Source organism: Cupriavidus sp. GA3-3 (assembly GCF_000389805.1).
Lineage (GTDB): Bacteria > Pseudomonadota > Gammaproteobacteria > Burkholderiales > Burkholderiaceae > Cupriavidus > Cupriavidus necator_D.
In genome coordinates this window covers 243,095-257,925 of record NZ_KB944461.1, presented here as the reverse complement: position 1 = coordinate 257,925, position 14,831 = coordinate 243,095, and the positions used below count along the sequence as shown (strand labels likewise).

General features: G+C 70.6%; 15 protein-coding genes. 6 read left to right on the top strand and 9 right to left on the bottom strand.

The genetic code is table 11. The features are described from left to right. Positions 1 to 19 precede the first annotated feature (19 nt). Together C265_RS03895 and C265_RS03890 are read right to left on the bottom strand one after the other, a co-directional pair. On the bottom strand, positions 20 to 1,213 hold the full coding sequence (locus C265_RS03895; RefSeq protein WP_010814907.1) for a PepSY domain-containing protein: 1,194 nt from the start codon (positions 1,211 to 1,213) through the stop codon (positions 20 to 22). 133 nt (positions 1,214 to 1,346) lie between these two features. Next, positions 1,347 to 2,867 carry a cobyric acid synthase gene (locus C265_RS03890; RefSeq protein WP_037023541.1) on the bottom strand — a complete coding sequence of 507 codons (1,521 nt, stop codon included), beginning with the start codon at positions 2,865 to 2,867 and terminating at the stop codon, positions 1,347 to 1,349. Positions 2,868 to 2,908: 41 nt separating this feature from the next. Between C265_RS03890 and cobU the strand changes: the two genes are divergently transcribed. The 4 genes from cobU to C265_RS03870 are packed head-to-tail and all read left to right on the top strand — an operon-like array spanning position 2,909 to position 6,512. Further along, positions 2,909 to 3,604, top strand: a complete 696-nt coding sequence (cobU, locus tag C265_RS03885) for a bifunctional adenosylcobinamide kinase/adenosylcobinamide-phosphate guanylyltransferase (protein WP_037023640.1) — start codon at positions 2,909 to 2,911, stop codon at positions 3,602 to 3,604. Next, the gene (locus C265_RS03880; RefSeq protein WP_010814910.1) at positions 3,598 to 4,572 is read left to right on the top strand and encodes a CobD/CbiB family cobalamin biosynthesis protein; all 975 of its coding nucleotides are present in this window, start codon (positions 3,598 to 3,600) and stop codon (positions 4,570 to 4,572) included. The genes cobU and C265_RS03880 overlap by 7 nt, the downstream gene beginning before the upstream one ends. Then, on the top strand, positions 4,569 to 5,588 hold the full coding sequence (cobD, locus tag C265_RS03875; RefSeq protein ID WP_010814911.1) for a threonine-phosphate decarboxylase CobD: 1,020 nt from the start codon (positions 4,569 to 4,571) through the stop codon (positions 5,586 to 5,588). The genes C265_RS03880 and cobD overlap by 4 nt, the downstream gene beginning before the upstream one ends. A gap of 18 nt (positions 5,589 to 5,606) precedes the next feature. Beyond that, complete coding sequence (locus tag C265_RS03870) at positions 5,607 to 6,512, top strand: cobalamin-binding protein (RefSeq protein ID WP_010814912.1); 906 nt, start codon at positions 5,607 to 5,609, stop codon at positions 6,510 to 6,512. Here the strand turns inward: C265_RS03870 and C265_RS03865 are convergent, their stop codons facing one another. From C265_RS03865 to C265_RS03835, 7 genes are read right to left on the bottom strand one after another with little or no spacing between them, the layout of a single operon-like run. Then, positions 6,513 to 7,094 carry a histidine phosphatase family protein gene (locus C265_RS03865; protein ID WP_010814913.1) on the bottom strand — a complete coding sequence of 194 codons (582 nt, stop codon included), beginning with the start codon at positions 7,092 to 7,094 and terminating at the stop codon, positions 6,513 to 6,515. Beyond that, on the bottom strand, positions 7,079 to 7,903 hold the full coding sequence (locus C265_RS03860; protein ID WP_010814914.1) for an adenosylcobinamide-GDP ribazoletransferase: 825 nt from the start codon (positions 7,901 to 7,903) through the stop codon (positions 7,079 to 7,081). The genes C265_RS03865 and C265_RS03860 overlap by 16 nt, the downstream gene beginning before the upstream one ends. Beyond that, positions 7,900 to 8,940: a nicotinate-nucleotide--dimethylbenzimidazole phosphoribosyltransferase gene (gene cobT / locus C265_RS03855; RefSeq protein ID WP_010814915.1), complete on the bottom strand. Its 1,041-nt coding sequence runs from the start codon at positions 8,938 to 8,940 to the stop codon at positions 7,900 to 7,902. Before cobT ends, C265_RS03860 begins: the two co-directional genes overlap by 4 nt. A 33-nt stretch (positions 8,941 to 8,973) precedes the next feature. Further along, positions 8,974 to 9,606 (bottom strand): cob(I)yrinic acid a,c-diamide adenosyltransferase, encoded by a 633-nt coding sequence (gene cobO / locus C265_RS03850; protein WP_010814916.1) that lies wholly within the window; start codon positions 9,604 to 9,606, stop codon positions 8,974 to 8,976. Further along, positions 9,599 to 10,441: an ABC transporter ATP-binding protein gene (locus C265_RS03845; RefSeq protein ID WP_010814917.1), complete on the bottom strand. Its 843-nt coding sequence runs from the start codon at positions 10,439 to 10,441 to the stop codon at positions 9,599 to 9,601. Before C265_RS03845 ends, cobO begins: the two co-directional genes overlap by 8 nt. Then, the gene (locus tag C265_RS03840; RefSeq protein ID WP_010814918.1) at positions 10,438 to 11,445 is read right to left on the bottom strand and encodes an iron ABC transporter permease; all 1,008 of its coding nucleotides are present in this window, start codon (positions 11,443 to 11,445) and stop codon (positions 10,438 to 10,440) included. Before C265_RS03840 ends, C265_RS03845 begins: the two co-directional genes overlap by 4 nt. Positions 11,446 to 11,460: 15 nt before the next feature. Further along, positions 11,461 to 13,365 (bottom strand): TonB-dependent receptor domain-containing protein, encoded by a 1,905-nt coding sequence (locus C265_RS03835; protein ID WP_037023539.1) that lies wholly within the window; start codon positions 13,363 to 13,365, stop codon positions 11,461 to 11,463. Between the two features lie 582 nt (positions 13,366 to 13,947). On the opposite strand from C265_RS03835, the gene C265_RS03830 reads away from it, so the two are divergent. Then, a complete protein-coding gene (locus C265_RS03830) occupies positions 13,948 to 14,268 on the top strand; it encodes a hypothetical protein (RefSeq protein ID WP_010814920.1) in 321 nt (106 codons plus the stop codon). Beyond that, positions 14,265 to 14,597 carry a cell division protein ZapA gene (locus C265_RS03825; protein WP_010814921.1) on the top strand — a complete coding sequence of 111 codons (333 nt, stop codon included), beginning with the start codon at positions 14,265 to 14,267 and terminating at the stop codon, positions 14,595 to 14,597. Before C265_RS03830 ends, C265_RS03825 begins: the two co-directional genes overlap by 4 nt. Positions 14,598 to 14,831 lie beyond the last annotated feature (234 nt).

Sequence of the window (14,831 nt, the reverse complement as noted above, 5' to 3'; positions counted from 1 at the left end):
GCCGGCGGCCTGCTTTTTTTCATGCCCGGCGCATGCCGGATCGCTGTGCGGCCTTCACCACATGCCGCTGATGACCCCGCCGCCGCTTCCACCAGATCAGCACGCCGGTCACGGCAAACGCCAGCGGCGCCAGCCCGAACAGCGTGATAAACACCCGCCCCGGCAGCCCGAAGGCCTCGCCGGTATGGAGCGGAAACAGCCAGTTCAGCAGCGTGTCGCCCGCCGGCGCCTGCCGCGGATCACGCATGCCCAGCGGCTTGCCGCTCCAGGCATCGAGCCACAGCCGCGTGGCACCGGTATCCTTGCGCACCTCGCCGGGCTGGCGCAGCCGAATCTCGAACGCGTCGCCCGGCTTGCGCGGGAAGCTGATGCGGGTCACCTGCGCTTGCGGGTACCGGGCCTGCGCCGCCGCCATGATCTCGCCCGCGCCCAGCGGCCGGGCCCCGGCCGGCGCCGGTGCCGAGACGTGCTTCACCGGCGGCGTCACGGTCATCACGCCCGCCACCATCGGTGTCACCCACTTCGGCAGGTTCAGGTACCAGCCCGAAAAGGCGATGATGGCCAGCACCGGCGCGGCCAGGATGCCGCCCGCGCGATGCAGCGAATAGTTGAAGCGCGACCATGAGCCGCCGTGCGTGATGCGGAACGCCTGCACCACCGAGCGCAGCTTCATCCTGGGCCACCACACCGCCACGCCCACCAGCGTGGTCAGCAACAGCAGCATGCCGGCCACGCCGGTGATGGTCTTGCCGGTGTCGCCTGACAGCAGGTAGCGATGCAGGTGAAACAGCGTGGGCAGCAACAGGCGGCGCGACAGGCCCGCCTCGCCCCAGACCCGCTCGCCCTTCACCGCAAGCGTGACCGGATCGACCATCACCTGGCGCGAGCGGCCCGGCACCACGCCGTCGGGCCCCTTGACCGGGTACCAGGCGATAAAGACGCCGTCGGCATGGACGGGCAGCATCAGCAGGTTGGGCTTGCCATAGGGGGGCGCAGCCAGCCGCTCGGTCACTGCCTGGACCGTGGCCGGCGACACCGGCTCCGTCATCGGCGCGGACGCCACCAGCAGGTCAGGGTTGAGCCAGGCATCCAGTTCCTCCCGCCAGGCAATGGTCATGCCGGTCAGCCCGAACAGGACGAACAGCAGGCCAAGGCTCAGGCCGATATACAGGTGCAGTTTGACGAGGGCGACGCGCAGGCGGCCGGTGACCATGTGGGGGCTGAAGTACGTTGAGCGGATGCTGCCATGCGTGGAATATGGCGCACAGGCCACCTCCACGCAGAATGCAAATGCGAAAGATTCGCGATTCTAGCAGGGGCCCCGCCAGGCGGCCGTGCCGCATGCGTCAGCGCCGCAGCGGCGCCAGCATCGCATCGAGGTCCAGGTGCGCGGTCATGGTGTCGGCAAGCCGCTCGATCGATGCTTCGCGCAATGCGTCGAGGTCCACCTCCTGGGCGCCGTCCAGCCCCGCCCAGCGCAGCAGCGCCTGGCAGCCGGCGGGCTCGTCGAACAGGCCATGGACATAGGTGGCCAGCACCTGGCCGTCGGCCGAGCGCGCGCCGTCGGGCCGCACCGTGCCGTCGCCGCGCTCGAGCCACAGGGCCGGCTGCTCCAGCCCCGCGCCCGTGGTGACGCCAAGGTGGATCTCATAGCCGCGCACCGGCGCATCGGCCTGATCCAGCGCCAGCCGGCCGCCGACCTGGCGCAGCTGCTTCTCTGCCGCCAGCGTGGTCTCGAAATCCAGCCAGCCCAGGCCCGCGCTGCTGCCGGCCGGGCCTTCGCGGCCATCGGGATCGTGCACCTGCCGCCCCAGCATCTGCATGCCGCCGCAGATCCCGATCAGCTTGCCGCCGTAGCGCAGGTGCCGGGCCAGCGCCGCGTCCCAGCCATTGGCGCGGATGAAGTCCAGGTCGCCGCGCACGTTCTTGCTGCCGGGCAGCACCACCAGGTCCGCGGGCGGGATCGGCATGCCGGGCCCGACAAACTGCAGCTCCACCTGCGGGTGCGCGCGGAGCGCGTCGAAGTCGGTATGGTTGGCGATGCGCGGCAGCACCGGCACGATCACGCGCAGGCGCTGCGCCGGCGTGCCGGCCTTGTCCGCTTGCGCGCCGATGATGGCGTCCTCGGCATCGAGATGCAGGCCGTGCAGGAAGGGCAGCACGCCGAATACCGGTTTGCCGGTGCGCGCCACCAGCCAGTCCAGTCCCGGCTCCAGCAGGCCGACATCGCCGCGGAAGCGGTTGATGATGAAGCCGGTCACGCGCGCGCGTTCGCTCTCGGACAGGCAGTCGAGCGTGCCGACCAGGTGCGCAAACACGCCACCGCGGTCGATGTCCGCCACCAGCACCACCGGGCAGTCGACGCGCTCGGCAAAGCCCATGTTGGCGATGTCGCGCTCGCGCAGGTTGACCTCGGCCGGGCTGCCGGCGCCCTCCACCAGCACCACCTCATAGGCCTGCGCCAGGCGCGTGTGCGAAGCCAGCACGGCCTTCATCGCCTCGGGCTTGTAGGCATGGTAGGCGCGCGCATCCAGGTCCAGCCGCGCGCGGCCGTGGATGATCACCTGCGCGCCGGTGTCGCTGCTGGGCTTGAGCAGCACCGGGTTCATGTCGGTATGCGGTGCCAGCCGCGCGGCCTGTGCCTGCAGCGCCTGCGCGCGGCCGATCTCGCCGCCGTCGGCGGTGACCGCGCTGTTCAGCGCCATGTTTTGCGGCTTGAATGGCACCACGTGCGTGCCGGCACGCGCCAGCACCCGGCACAGGCCGGCCACGATGGTGCTCTTGCCGGCATCGGAAGTCGTGCCCTGGACCATCAGCGTGCCGCGCAGGGCACCCGGCGGCAGGGATTGCGAGGAGTCGGTCTGCATTGGCGGATTATCGCACCGGTGCCTGCAACACCCCCCGTGCGATGCCCGGATGCGGCGGCTACAATACGCGGATGGAAACCCCGGCCATCGCACCCGCCTCCGCCCCCGACACCGCCACCCAGCCGCGTGCCGCCGGCGGACACGGTAACCGCCAGCTCACCCTGGTGCTGGGCGGCGCGCGTTCCGGCAAAAGCCATTACGCCGAACAGCTCGCCACCGACCATGCCACCATCACCGGCGGCCCGGTCACCTACATCGCCACCGCGCACCAGGACCTGGCGCACGCCGACCAGGAGCTCGAGGTCCGCATCGCCCTGCACCGCGCCCGCCGCCCGGCCGACTGGCGCCTGGTGGAAGAGCCGGTGCACCTGGCCGATGCGCTCTACGCCAACGCGCGCCACGACGGCTGCATCCTGGTGGATTGCATGACGCTGTGGATGAACAACCTGATCTTCCCCGACGGCCGCGCGTATCCCGAGCATGGCGTGATCACGCCGCCGGATGCCTTCACCGAGGAAATCGAAGCGCTGCTCACGGCGCTGCCGACGCTGCCGGGCCATGTGATCCTGGTCTCGAACGAGATCGGCTTCGGCGTGATCCCGATGGGCGCCATCACCCGCTTCTATGTCGATGAACTGGGCCGCCTGAACCAGAAGCTGGCCGCCGCCGCCGACTGCGTGCGGCTGATGGTGGCAGGCATTCCGGTTGCGGTGAAGGGCGCCGATCCCACATGCTGATGCTGGCCTGGCCGGCATGCGTGGCAGCGGCACTGACGGGCGTTCTGCTGGACCTCTGGCTGGGCGAGCCGCGCCGCTGGCATCCGCTGGTGGGCTTCGGCCGCATCGCTGCCGCGTTTGAGCGGCGGCTCAACCCTGCGCCGCACCGCGGTGCGCCCTGGCGCCAGCGCCTTGCCGGTCTCGCCGGCTGGTGTGTGCTGGTGCTGGTGCCGGCAACGCTCGCATGGTGGCTGGTCGACGCTGCGGCCGGCCTGCATCCTGTTGCCGCCCTGGCGCTGCATGCGGTGGCACTGTACGCCGCACTCGGCGCGCGCAGCCTGCACCAGCATATCGCCCCGATCGCCGCCGCCCTTGCCGCGGCAGACCTGCCCGCCGCGCGCACGCTGACCGCGCGCATCGTCTCGCGCGACACCACCGATGCCGATGCTGAAGCACTGGCCCGTGCCGCCTGCGAGTCGGCGCTGGAAAACGGCAACGACGCGGTCTTCGGCGCGCTGTTCTGGTTCCTGGTCGGCGGCGCGCCCGCCGTGATCGTGTTCCGGCTGGCCAATACGCTCGATGCGATGTGGGGCTACCGTACGCCGCGGCTGCTGTATTTCGGCTGGGCCGCGGCGCGCATCGACGACGGGCTCAACCTCGTGCCCGCGCGCCTGACCGCGCTGTCCTATGCGCTGCTCGGCGCCACCGCGCAGGCGTTGCATTGCTGGCGCACGCAGGCGCCGGCATGGTCAAGTCCCAATGCCGGCCCCGTGATGGCCGCGGGCGCCGGTGCGGTGGGCGTGCGACTCGGCGGCCCGGCGCGCTATCACGGCGAGATCGAGCAACGCCCGCCGCTGGGCGCCGGCCCCGCGCCGCAAGCCGCGCACGTGACGGCCTGCCTGCGGCTGGTCGAGCGCACCTTGTGGCTGTGGCTGGCGCTGGCAGGCGCCAGCGCGCTGGCCGTCCTTGCGCTTGCCACGCCGGCATGAGCAGCGCCCTGCCCCCGATCCGCCACGGCGGCGACCTGCTTGCCGCGGTGCGCCGCTACGGCCGCCCCGCCGGCGACTGGCTCGACCTGTCCACCGGCATCAATCCCGACGGCTATCCGGTGCCGGCGCTGCCTGCGCAAGCGTGGCAACGGCTGCCGCAGGATGACGACGGACTGGCCGAGCTGGCCGCACAGGCCTGCGGCGCGCCGCGGGCCTTGCCCGTCGCCGGCTCGCAGGCCGCCATCCGCACGCTGCCGGGTCTGCTGCGCCCGGGCCGCGTGGGCATCGCCGCGCTCGGCTACAGCGAATACGCGCCGGCCTTCGCTGCCGCGGGCCATGCGGTGGCGCCGCTGGATGAAGCGGCTTTCGCGCAGGCGGCGCTGGCCGACGAGCTCGACCATCTCGTCGTCGTCAACCCGAACAACCCGACCGGCCGCATGCTGCCCGCCGCAACGCTGCTGCGCTGGCACGCGAAGCTGGCGGCGCGCGGCGGCACGCTGCTGGTCGATGAAGCCTTTATCGACTGCCTGCCCGATGGCTCGGTGGCCGCGCACAGCGGCAAGGCCGGCCTGGTGGTGCTGCGCTCGATCGGCAAGTTCTATGGCCTGGCCGGCATCCGCTGCGGCTTCGTGCTGGCGCAGCCGGCACTGCTGGACGCGCTGCGCGAGCGCCTGGGCCACTGGACCGTATCGGGCCCGGCACGCGAGGTCGCGCGGCATGCGCTGGCCGACCACGGCTGGCGGGATGCCACCCGCGCGCGGCTGCAAGCATGCGGGGCGAAGCTGGCCGCGCTGCTGGACCGCCATGGCCTGGCGCCGGTGATGCATCCGCTGTTCTGCTGGGTGCCGCATGGCGACGCCGCACGGCTGCAGCACGGGCTCGCGCAACATGGCGTCTGGACCCGCTGCTTCGACGCCGCCGGCGGCTGCCCGCCGAGCCTGCGCCTGGGCCTGCCGCCGGACCAGCCGCACGCCTGGCAGCGGCTGGACGCGGCACTGGCCGCGGTCACTGCCTGAACCACTTTCCCCGATTCCATGCTGAACCGCCTGACGCCCGTTATCGCTTCCACGCTGCTGCTGGCAGCCCTGCCTGCCGCCGCCACGGTGTCTGCCGTCGACGACGCTGGCCAGACGGTGACACTGCCGCAGCCCGCGCGCCGCGTGATCTCGCTGGCGCCGCACGTCACCGAGATGATCTTCGCGGCCGGCGGCGGCGACCGCATCGTCGGCACGGTCAGCTACAGTGACTACCCGCCGCAGGCGCGCGAGATCGCGCGCGTGGGCGACAACAAGGCGCTGGACCTGGAGCGCATCGTCGCGCTCAAGCCGGACCTGATCGTGGTCTGGCGCCACGGCAATGCGCAGAAGCAGACCGACCGTCTGCGCGCGCTCGGCATCCCGTTGTTCTACAGCGAGCCGCGCAGGCTGGCCGCGATCCCGGAGAACATGGAGAAGCTCGGCACGTTGCTGGGCACCGAAGCCACCGCGCGGCGCGCTGCCGACGGCTTCCGCCAGCAGGTGGAGGCGCTACGCAAGACTTACGCGGCCCGCCCGCCGGTGACGGTGTTCTACCAGGTCTGGCAGCAGCCGCTGATGACGCTCAACGGCCAGCACCTGGTCAGCGACATGCTGGCGCTGTGCGGCGGGCGCAACCTGTTCGCGGCCGAGACGCCGCTGGTGCCGACGGTATCGGTCGAAGCGGTGATCGCGGGCAACCCGGAGGCGATGCTGACGGCGGGCATGGGCGCCACGCGCTCGGATCAGCCGCTGCCGGATTTCGAGATGTGGCGGCGCTGGAAGCAGGTCACGGCGGTGGCGCGCAACAACCTGTTCGTGATCGACGGCGACCTGGTCAACCGCGCCGGTCCGCGCGTGGCGCAAGGCGCCGAGCTGATCTGCAAGGACCTCGACACGGCGCGCAAGCGCCGGCCCGCACGCTGATCAGGCGGCGCGGTTCCACCAGCCGAGCCGGACCTCTCCCGGCCCCAGCGTGAAGCCACAACTGGCCCCGAAGCCCAACGCCCAGTTGACCGTCGTCGCCAGCGGCACGCCCAGCCAGTGCGCGGCCAGCATGCGCATCGGGCCGGCATGGCCGACCACCCAGAGACATTCAGCGCCATCCGTGGCAAGCGTTCCCGCCCAGCCGGCAACCCGCGCCATCGCCTGCGCCGGCGCTTCGCCGCCATGCGGGCGCGCGTGCAGCAGGTCGGCCGCCCACTGGTCGAGCGCGGCGCGGTCGATGGCATCCCAGGCCACGCCCTCCCAGCTGCCGAAATCGATCTCGCGCAGCCGGGGTTCGGTATCGATGGCCGGCGCGCCGCCCGGCAGCGCCTGCACCAGCGCCTGCGCGGTGCCAAGCGCGCGCGCCAGCGGGCTGGCGACAATGCGATCAGGCGTGGGCAGGCCCGCGGCGATCCGCGCGGCTGCGGGCGCCAGCGGCGCCACCAGCGGCAGGTCGAGGCAGCCATAGCAGGTGCCCGCCGGCACCTGCGGCTGCGCATGGCGGATCAGGACCACATCCATGCCGCGGCCACCAGGTAGAGCAGGATCTCGGCGCACTGCTGGGCCATGCCCAGGCAGTCGCCGGTATAGCCGCCGATGCGGCGCACGAAGTAGCGGCCGAGCAGCAGGCGCAGCCCCAGCAGCGCGACCACTGACGCCGCGCAGAACCACGGCGACACCAGCCACAGCGGCACCAGCCCGCACAGCAGCGCGAACGCCAGCCCCGCGCCGGCCAGCTTCTGCGCCACCGGCTTGGCCTTGCCTTGCGCGCGCACGTAGGTCAGCGTGGCCAGATAGCTGACCGCCATCGCGCGGCTGGCGGCATGCGCGGCGACGATCACCGCCAGCAGCACCATCAACCCGCCGCGCCCGGCAATCGCCACCAGCAACTGCCACTTGAGCAGCAACGCCACCACCAGCGCGATCGCACCGAACGCGCCGATGCGCGAGTCATGCATGATGCGCAGCACGTCCTCGCGCTGCCACGCGCCGCCGAAGGCATCGACGCAATCGGCCAGGCCGTCTTCATGGAAGGCGCCGGTCAGCAGCAACGTGGCAGCCATGCCCAGCAGCACGGCCACGCCGGGCGGCCACCACAGCATCGCGCCCCAGGTGACCAGCGCGCCCACGCCACCCACCAGCAGCCCGACCAGCGGGAAGTAGCGCGCGGCGGCGTGCAGGTAATGCGGTTCGAATCCGGCCCAGCGCGCCAGCCAGCCCGGCAGCGGCACGCGCGTGAAGTAGCCCAGCGCCGTCAGGAAATAGCGCAGCTCGCCGGCCACGCCGGCGGGGCCAGCTTGTGCAGGCACCGGGTCGGACGGCACGCTCATGGCGAGGCGGTGCTGACGCCGGCGCCGCTGAAGGTCGCCATTTCGTTCAGGAATGCCGCCGCCGAGGCCAGCAACGGCCACGCCAGCGCGGCGCCCGTGCCCTCGCCCAGGCGCAGGTCCAGCGCCAGCAGCGGCGCGGCGCCGAACTGGTCCAGCAGCGCACGGTGGCCGCGCTCATGCGAGCAGTGCGTGAACACGCAGTACTGCAGCACATTGGGGTCCAGGCGCTGCGCCACCAGCAGCGCAGCCGTGGCGATAAAGCCATCGACCAGGATCACCATGCGGCTCGCGGCGGCGGCCAGGAAGGCGCCCGCCATCATCGCGATCTCGAAGCCGCCGAAGGTGGCCAGCACGTCCAGCGGCGCCTGCGCATCGGCATGCAGCGCCAGCGCGCGCTCCAGCACCTCGCGCTTGCGCGCGAGGCCGGCATCGTCCAGCCCGGTGCCGCGCCCGATGCAGTCTGCCAGCGGCAGGCCGGTCAGCCGCTGCATCAGGCAGGCGGCCGCTGAAGTGTTGGCAATGCCCATCTCGCCGAAGCCGATCACGTTGCATCCCTGCTGCGCATGGCGCAGCACGCGCGCCATGCCCGCGGTCATCGCCGCGGCGGCCTGCTCCGGCGTCATCGCGGGTTCGACGGCGAAGTTGCGGGTGCCGTCGGCAATGCGGCAGTTGACCAGGCCCGGTGCCGCCGGCAGCGGCGCGCGCACGCCCGCGTCGACGATCTCCAGCGCAATGCCGTGCTGGCGCGAGAACACATTGATCGCCGCGCCGCCGGCCAGGAAGTTCTGCACCATCTGCGCGGTGACCTCGGCCGGATAGGCGCTGACACCGGCGTCGGCCACACCGTGGTCGGCGGCAAACACGATCACCGTCGGGCGCTGCAACACCGGCCGCGCCGTGCCGAGGATCAGGCCCAGCTGCAAGGCCAGCGATTCCAGCCGGCCCAGTGCGCCGAGCGGCTTGGTCTTGTCGTCGATGGCGGCCTGCAGCTCGGGGCGCAGGGCATCGTCGAGGGGAGTGATTTCCGGAAACTGCATGATGCGTTGACCTTGTATTCAAAAACGATGCGGCTACATCTCGACGCCGCGCTGCGCCTTGATGCCCTGCTGGAAGGCATGCTTGACCGGCGTCATGTCGGTGACGGTGTCGGCCGTCTCCACCAGCGCCGGCGGCGCGCCACGGCCGGTGATGACCACGTGCTGCATCGGCGGGCGCGCGCGCAGGTCGGCAATGACCTGCTCCACATCAAGATAGTGCAGCTTGAGCGCGATGTTCAGCTCATCGAACAGCACCAGGCCGATGCCGGGGTCGCGCAGCATGCCGCGCGCCACTTCCCAGGCAGCCTCGGCCTTGGCCACGTCGCGGGCGCGGTCCTGCGTTTCCCAGGTATAGCCCTCGCCCATCACGTGGAAGGCGCACTCGTCCGGGAAGCGGCGCAGGAACATCTCTTCGCCGGCGGGCTGCGCGCCCTTGATGAACTGGACCACGCCGGTGCGCATGCCGTGGCCAAGCGCGCGCACCACCATGCCAAAGCCCGAGCTGGACTTGCCCTTGCCGTTGCCGGTGGTGATGACAATCACGCCGCGCTCATCCTGCGCGGCGGCAATCCTGGCGTCGACGATTTCTTTCTTGCGCTCCATGCGCGCCTTGTGGCGGGCATCGCGGTCCGGGTCTTCTGCAGGCGGGTTCTGGGTATCAGTCATGACGTGTGTGGGGTATGGGTGGGGCGGCGCCGTCGGGAATCAGCGCAGTATGCGCGCCGTCGGTGACGCTGACGATGGCGGTGCGCAGCGCGCGCGAGCAGTGTTCAGGGGTCAGCACCCGGGCGGCAGTGCCATGCAGCGTAGTGCCGTCTTCGGCCATCAGCAGGGCGTGGGTGGCGTAGCGCAGCGCCAGCGTCAGGTCGTGCAGGATCACCACGATGGCATGGCGCCCGGCCCGGGCCAGCGCGGCCAGCTGTTCCAGAACCAGGATCTGGTGGCGCAGGTCCAGGTGCGAGACCGGTTCGTCCAGCAGCAGCAGCGGCGCCTGCTGCGCCAGCGCCGCGGCCAGCGAGGCGCGCTGGCGCTCGCCGCCGGACAGGGTCAGCACATCGCGCGCGGCCAGCGCTTCAATATCCATCGCTCGGATCACTTCCTGCACGATGCGGTCATCCTCGCGCCCGGTCCAGCCCCAGCCGGACAGGTGCGGATGCCGCCCCACGCGCACGGCATCCTGCACCGACATCGAGAAGGTGTCATGCACGGCCTGCGGCAGGTAGGCGCGCTGGCGCGCCAGCACCGCCGGCGCGATCTGCGCCGCCGCGGCGCCGTCGATCTCCGCGCTGCCGCCGTCGGCGTGGCGCAGCCCGGCCAGCACCGTCATCAGCGTGGACTTGCCAGCACCGTTGGGCCCGGCAATGCACCATAGCTGCCCCGCGCCGATGGTCATCGTCAGGCGCTCCACCAGCACGCGCTGGCCGGTGCGCAGCTTCACATCGCGCAGCACGAGCTGCGGACAGGCAGTGAGCGGATGGGACCAGTGCGGGGCCTGGCTCATCGCGGCCTCCGCAGCAGCAGGTAGAGGAAGGTCGGCACGCCCAGCAGCCCGGTGATCACGCCCACCGGCAGCTGCGCGGGCGCGACCACGGTGCGTGCGATCAGGTCGGCGGCCATCAGCAGCGCGCCGCCCAGCAGCGTGGCGGCCGGCAGCAGCAGGCGCTGGTCGTTGCCCCAGGCGAGGCGCACCAGATGCGGCACCACCAGCCCGACAAAGCCGATCGAGCCGGCCGTGGTAATGGCAGCGGCAATGCACAGCGACGCCAGCAGGAAGGTGGCCAGCCGCACGCGGCCCACGCGCACGCCCAGCGACTGCGCCACGGTCTCGCCCAGCAGCATCACGTTGAGCGCGCGCGCCATCGGCATGGCCAGCAGCAGCGCCACCACCAGCATGGCCAGCGCGCCGCCGTAGGCGGCGGTGCCGCCCAGGTCGCCGGTCAGCCAGAACAGCATGCCGCGCAGGCGCGACTCCGGCGCAATGGAGAGGATCAGGGTAATGAGCGCGCCCCAGCCCGCGGCCAGGATCACGCCGGTCAGCAACAGCCGGGCGCCCGCCTCGCGGTGGCCGCCCTGCACCTGCGGATGCAGCAGGTCGCGCCGCGCCAGCGACGCCACCAGCACCATCGCCGCCAGTGCACCGGCGGCGGCGGCGGCCTGAACGCCCCACCACGGGGCCAGCAGCAGCATGGCCAGCAGCGCGGCAGTGGAGGCGCCGCCCGACACGCCCAGCACATAGGGCTCGGCCAGCGGGTTACGCAGCAGCACCTGCATCAGCGCGCCGGACAGGGCCAGCAGCCCGCCGCAGGCAAACGCCGCTGCCGCGCGCGGCAGCCGCAGTTCGCGCACGATCGCTGCGGGGGTGCCGGTGTCGGCACTGCTGAGCGCAAGCCAGAGCTCGCGCGCATCGAGCGGCACGCTGCCCAGCGCCAGCGACAACGCGAACGCCAGCAGCGCCGCGAGCGCCAGCACCAGCCAGATCGCCAGGGCGCGCCGGAACTCAGACATGGCGCGCCCGTGCGCTCATCGCTGGCGCCAGCCCAGCGTGATGAAGCCCGCGCGCCCCTGCGTGTTGTAGGGGTAGGCGAGCTGGTAATCCTTGTCGAACAGGTTTTCGACGCGGGCGGCGATGAACCATTGCTTGTCGATGTTGTAGCGGGCGTTCAGGTTGACGATACCGTATCCGCCCAGCCGGCGCGAGCCGGCATCCATGCGCGACGACGACACCAGCCATTCGCCGCCGAAGCGCCAGTTGCCGAAGTCGCGGCCCACGTCGAGCGCGGCATGGCGGCGCGCTCGGCGCAGCAGCTGGGTGTTGGTCTGCTCGTCGACCGGGTTCTGGAAGGTCACGCTGGCGCCGAAGTCGGTGCCATACACGGTGGCGCGCCACGAAGCCTCGATGCCCTGCACCTTGGCCTTGTTGACGTTCTGCGCCAGGAACATGCCGCTGGGCTGCTGCGCCGCCACGATCAGGTCGTCGTAGCGCGTCTCGAAGGCGGTCACGCGCAGCAGGCCGGCGCTGGCGGTGGCGTACTGCACGCCGGCCTCGACCGACTTGGCACGTTCGGGCTGCAGGTTCGGCTGGCCGAAGTTGGGGAAGTACAGCTCGTTGAAGGTTGGCGCGCGGAAGGCATTGCTGACGCTGGCGATCAGCTTGAGCGCATCGGTCACGTAGTAGCCGTAGCCGGCGCGGAAGCTGCCCTGATTGCCGAAGTCGGAATAATGGTCGTTGCGCGCGTTGAGCTGCAGCTGGTGCTTGCCGATGCGCCCGTCATAGCCGCCGAACACCGAGAACACATTGCGCGTGGGCGCGCCGTAGGCGCTGGAGTCGAGCGCCTGCTGCAGGTAGTCGGTGCCGAACAGCAGCGTGTGGTTGGCGGCCAGCGCATACTCGTTCTGCCAGTTGAACTGGCGGTTGCGGGTATTGAAGGTGCCGTTGGGCCTGCCGTTGAGGAAGGTGTCGCTGCGGTCCTCGCTCTGTGACAGCTTGAAATGGGTGGACCAGTCCGCCCCCACCTTGCCGTTGACGAAGGCCGACAGCGTGTACAGCTCGCTGTTGGTGCGGTTGTCGTCGGTCGGGCGGCCGAAGGCGCTGTCGAACGACAGCTTGCTCTTCGAGTAATAGCCGGTGAAGCCCGCGTCCCAGTTCGGCGCGAAGCGGTGCTTGACCTGGCCCGACACGCTCTGGTTCTCGTACGGGTTGTCGTTGGGATTGGCGCGCGGCGCCTGCTTCGTGTTGATCGACGAGAAGCCGTCGGTCTTGAACGCCGAGCCGGTCAGGTTGAACGAGGTATCGCCGATCTGGCCGCCATAGCCGACCGTGCCCTGGCGCGTGTTGTTGCTGCCGTATTCCACCTGCGCATTGGCCGCCGGCGCCTGGCCCGCGCCGCTCTTGGTGAATATCTGCACCACGCCGCCGATGGCGTCCGAGCCGTACAGCGCCGACACATTGCCGCGCACCACCTCGATGCGCTCGATCTGGTCGGGCAGGATATTGGCCAATTGCGCGGTGCCGCTGCTCGCGGACGATACCCGCACGCCGTCGATCAGGATCAGCGTCTGGTTGGAGTTGGCGCCGCGCATGAACAGCGTGGTGTTGGTGCCCATGCCGCCGTTGGCCGAGAACTCCACGCCGGCCTGGTTGCGCAGCAGCGTGCGCAGGTCGGGCGCCTGCGAATTGACGATGTCCTGCTGCGTCACCACCGTGGTGTGAGGCAGCGCCTCGGTAATGGCTTGCGCGGTACGGGTGGAGGTGACCACCACCGGCGCGAGCTGCGTGGTGCGGCTGTCGGTGCCGCTGTCGGCCGCCTGCGCGAACGAAGTGGCCGGAACCAGGGTGAACGAGGCAATGGCCGCCAGGATGGCGGGCACGGACGGACGCACCGCCGGGGTTGCCGGGCGGGTCGACCTGTGGAGCGATGAACGCATGATGCAGGACTGGATAGGAACGGCCGGGCCCGTTCCCCCGCGGACCATATGGCGATGAGGCGTGCCGCGCACGGGCGGCAGCCCGCGTTCAGGCCGGTATCCGGGCTGGCGACACTGGGCCGGCGCCTTCCCGAACCTGCGGTTCAGTGGCGTGTGGCCGGTCCTGCGGTGCGTGTGGCCGGGAATGGGATCCGGCCTTGCCAGCGGCGTTGCCGGCAGGCTGGCTGTCGGCTATGTCGGAGTCTGGCAGATGCGCACCGCGGTCGCTTACCGTTGCGGGGGCAGCACAGGTTGGCCTGTCCGGCGCGCAGCCGGCCTGGCTCCCTGTTTCCCGTTGAACTGCCCTTTCGCCAGGGACGAAAAGGGCGAGCACCTGGAACGTGCGCGAGTCTAGGGCGTTTCGCCCCCCGCGTCAACGCGGCTGCCAGTAGTGTTTTGTCACAACTCTGGTGGCGTTTTAGGTGCAGAAGCCTGCAACTTCCACGCGGGTCGCCAGTCACAAACCCTTTCCTCCGCATTGTGCAAGCCGGCGCATCGGCTAGAATCGCGATACCTGACACTTCTCCCATCATGACAGGCCCTATGCTCACCGAACTCGAACAACTGGCCGCCAAGATCGGGCGCGTGCTGCACCATGCGGACACCCTGGCGGCGGAGAACCAGCGGCTGCGCGACGAGATCGCCCGGCTGGAGGGCGAAGCCGCGCAGTTGCGCGGCGAGCGCGAGGCCATGGCAGCCGACCGCGAACTGCTCAATATCAAGATCGAGGAAGCGCAGCTGCGCATCCAGTCCATCCTTGACAAGCTGCCGACTGCCAGCGACACGCGCCAGCTCGACCTGCTCGGCGAAGAGGCTGCGGCGCAGGACGCCGAGCCGCACAAGGCCCCCGGAGAACACGCATGAGCAACAAGCAAGTCGAAGTCAATATCGCCGGCCAGCCCTACCGCTTCGCCATCGCGCCCGAGAACGAGGCCGCGCTGCTCGAAGCCGTGGCCCTGGTCGACACGCAAATGAACAAGCTGCGCAACGGCATCGCGGCCAAGGGCGTGGAGCGCGTGGCGGTCATGGCCGCCATCAGCATCGCCTCGGACCTGCTGTCGATGCAGCGCAAGCAGCAGGCCGAGGGCGCGATCCCGGTCGATGCCATCCGCGCGCGCATCCGCGAACTCAACGACCGCGCCGACGAGGCCCTGCGCCAATACGCGCACGTGGGCACCGGTACGCGCGGCTGAGCAATGAAAGGGGGATGTGCTGCGGATGCCGCGCTGCCGCGCAAAATGTAACGATACGCGCGAGTGGACTTGGTATGCCCTGCAACGCGGTGTATAGTGTAGCCAGACTGCACGAGGCACCATAGATGTGCAGCTACAGGCTAGGTTATCGCGCCCGGCCGCCGTTCTCATCCCATCCTAGTCAGAAACGGCAAACGTCTGACATCCCGCACGCGGATCCGGTTTTCCGGGCAC

Coding starts and splice junctions, on each gene's coding strand:
- C265_RS03840 (WP_010814918.1), bottom strand. CDS start 11,445: ATGTCTGAGTTCCGGCGCGCCCTGGCGATCTGGCTGGTGCTGGCGCTC.
- C265_RS03825 (WP_010814921.1), top strand. CDS start 14,265: ATGAGCAACAAGCAAGTCGAAGTCAATATCGCCGGCCAGCCCTACCGC.
- cobO (WP_010814916.1), bottom strand. CDS start 9,606: ATGACTGATACCCAGAACCCGCCTGCAGAAGACCCGGACCGCGATGCC.
- cobD (WP_010814911.1), top strand. CDS start 4,569: ATGAGCAGCGCCCTGCCCCCGATCCGCCACGGCGGCGACCTGCTTGCC.
- cobU (WP_037023640.1), top strand. CDS start 2,909: ATGCCCGGATGCGGCGGCTACAATACGCGGATGGAAACCCCGGCCATC.
- C265_RS03870 (WP_010814912.1), top strand. CDS start 5,607: ATGCTGAACCGCCTGACGCCCGTTATCGCTTCCACGCTGCTGCTGGCA.
- C265_RS03865 (WP_010814913.1), bottom strand. CDS start 7,094: ATGGATGTGGTCCTGATCCGCCATGCGCAGCCGCAGGTGCCGGCGGGC.
- C265_RS03890 (WP_037023541.1), bottom strand. CDS start 2,867: ATGCAGACCGACTCCTCGCAATCCCTGCCGCCGGGTGCCCTGCGCGGC.
- C265_RS03860 (WP_010814914.1), bottom strand. CDS start 7,903: ATGAGCGTGCCGTCCGACCCGGTGCCTGCACAAGCTGGCCCCGCCGGC.
- C265_RS03845 (WP_010814917.1), bottom strand. CDS start 10,441: ATGAGCCAGGCCCCGCACTGGTCCCATCCGCTCACTGCCTGTCCGCAG.
- C265_RS03880 (WP_010814910.1), top strand. CDS start 3,598: ATGCTGATGCTGGCCTGGCCGGCATGCGTGGCAGCGGCACTGACGGGC.
- C265_RS03830 (WP_010814920.1), top strand. CDS start 13,948: ATGCTCACCGAACTCGAACAACTGGCCGCCAAGATCGGGCGCGTGCTG.
- C265_RS03835 (WP_037023539.1), bottom strand. CDS start 13,365: ATGCGTTCATCGCTCCACAGGTCGACCCGCCCGGCAACCCCGGCGGTG.
- cobT (WP_010814915.1), bottom strand. CDS start 8,940: ATGCAGTTTCCGGAAATCACTCCCCTCGACGATGCCCTGCGCCCCGAG.
- C265_RS03895 (WP_010814907.1), bottom strand. CDS start 1,213: ATGGTCACCGGCCGCCTGCGCGTCGCCCTCGTCAAACTGCACCTGTAT.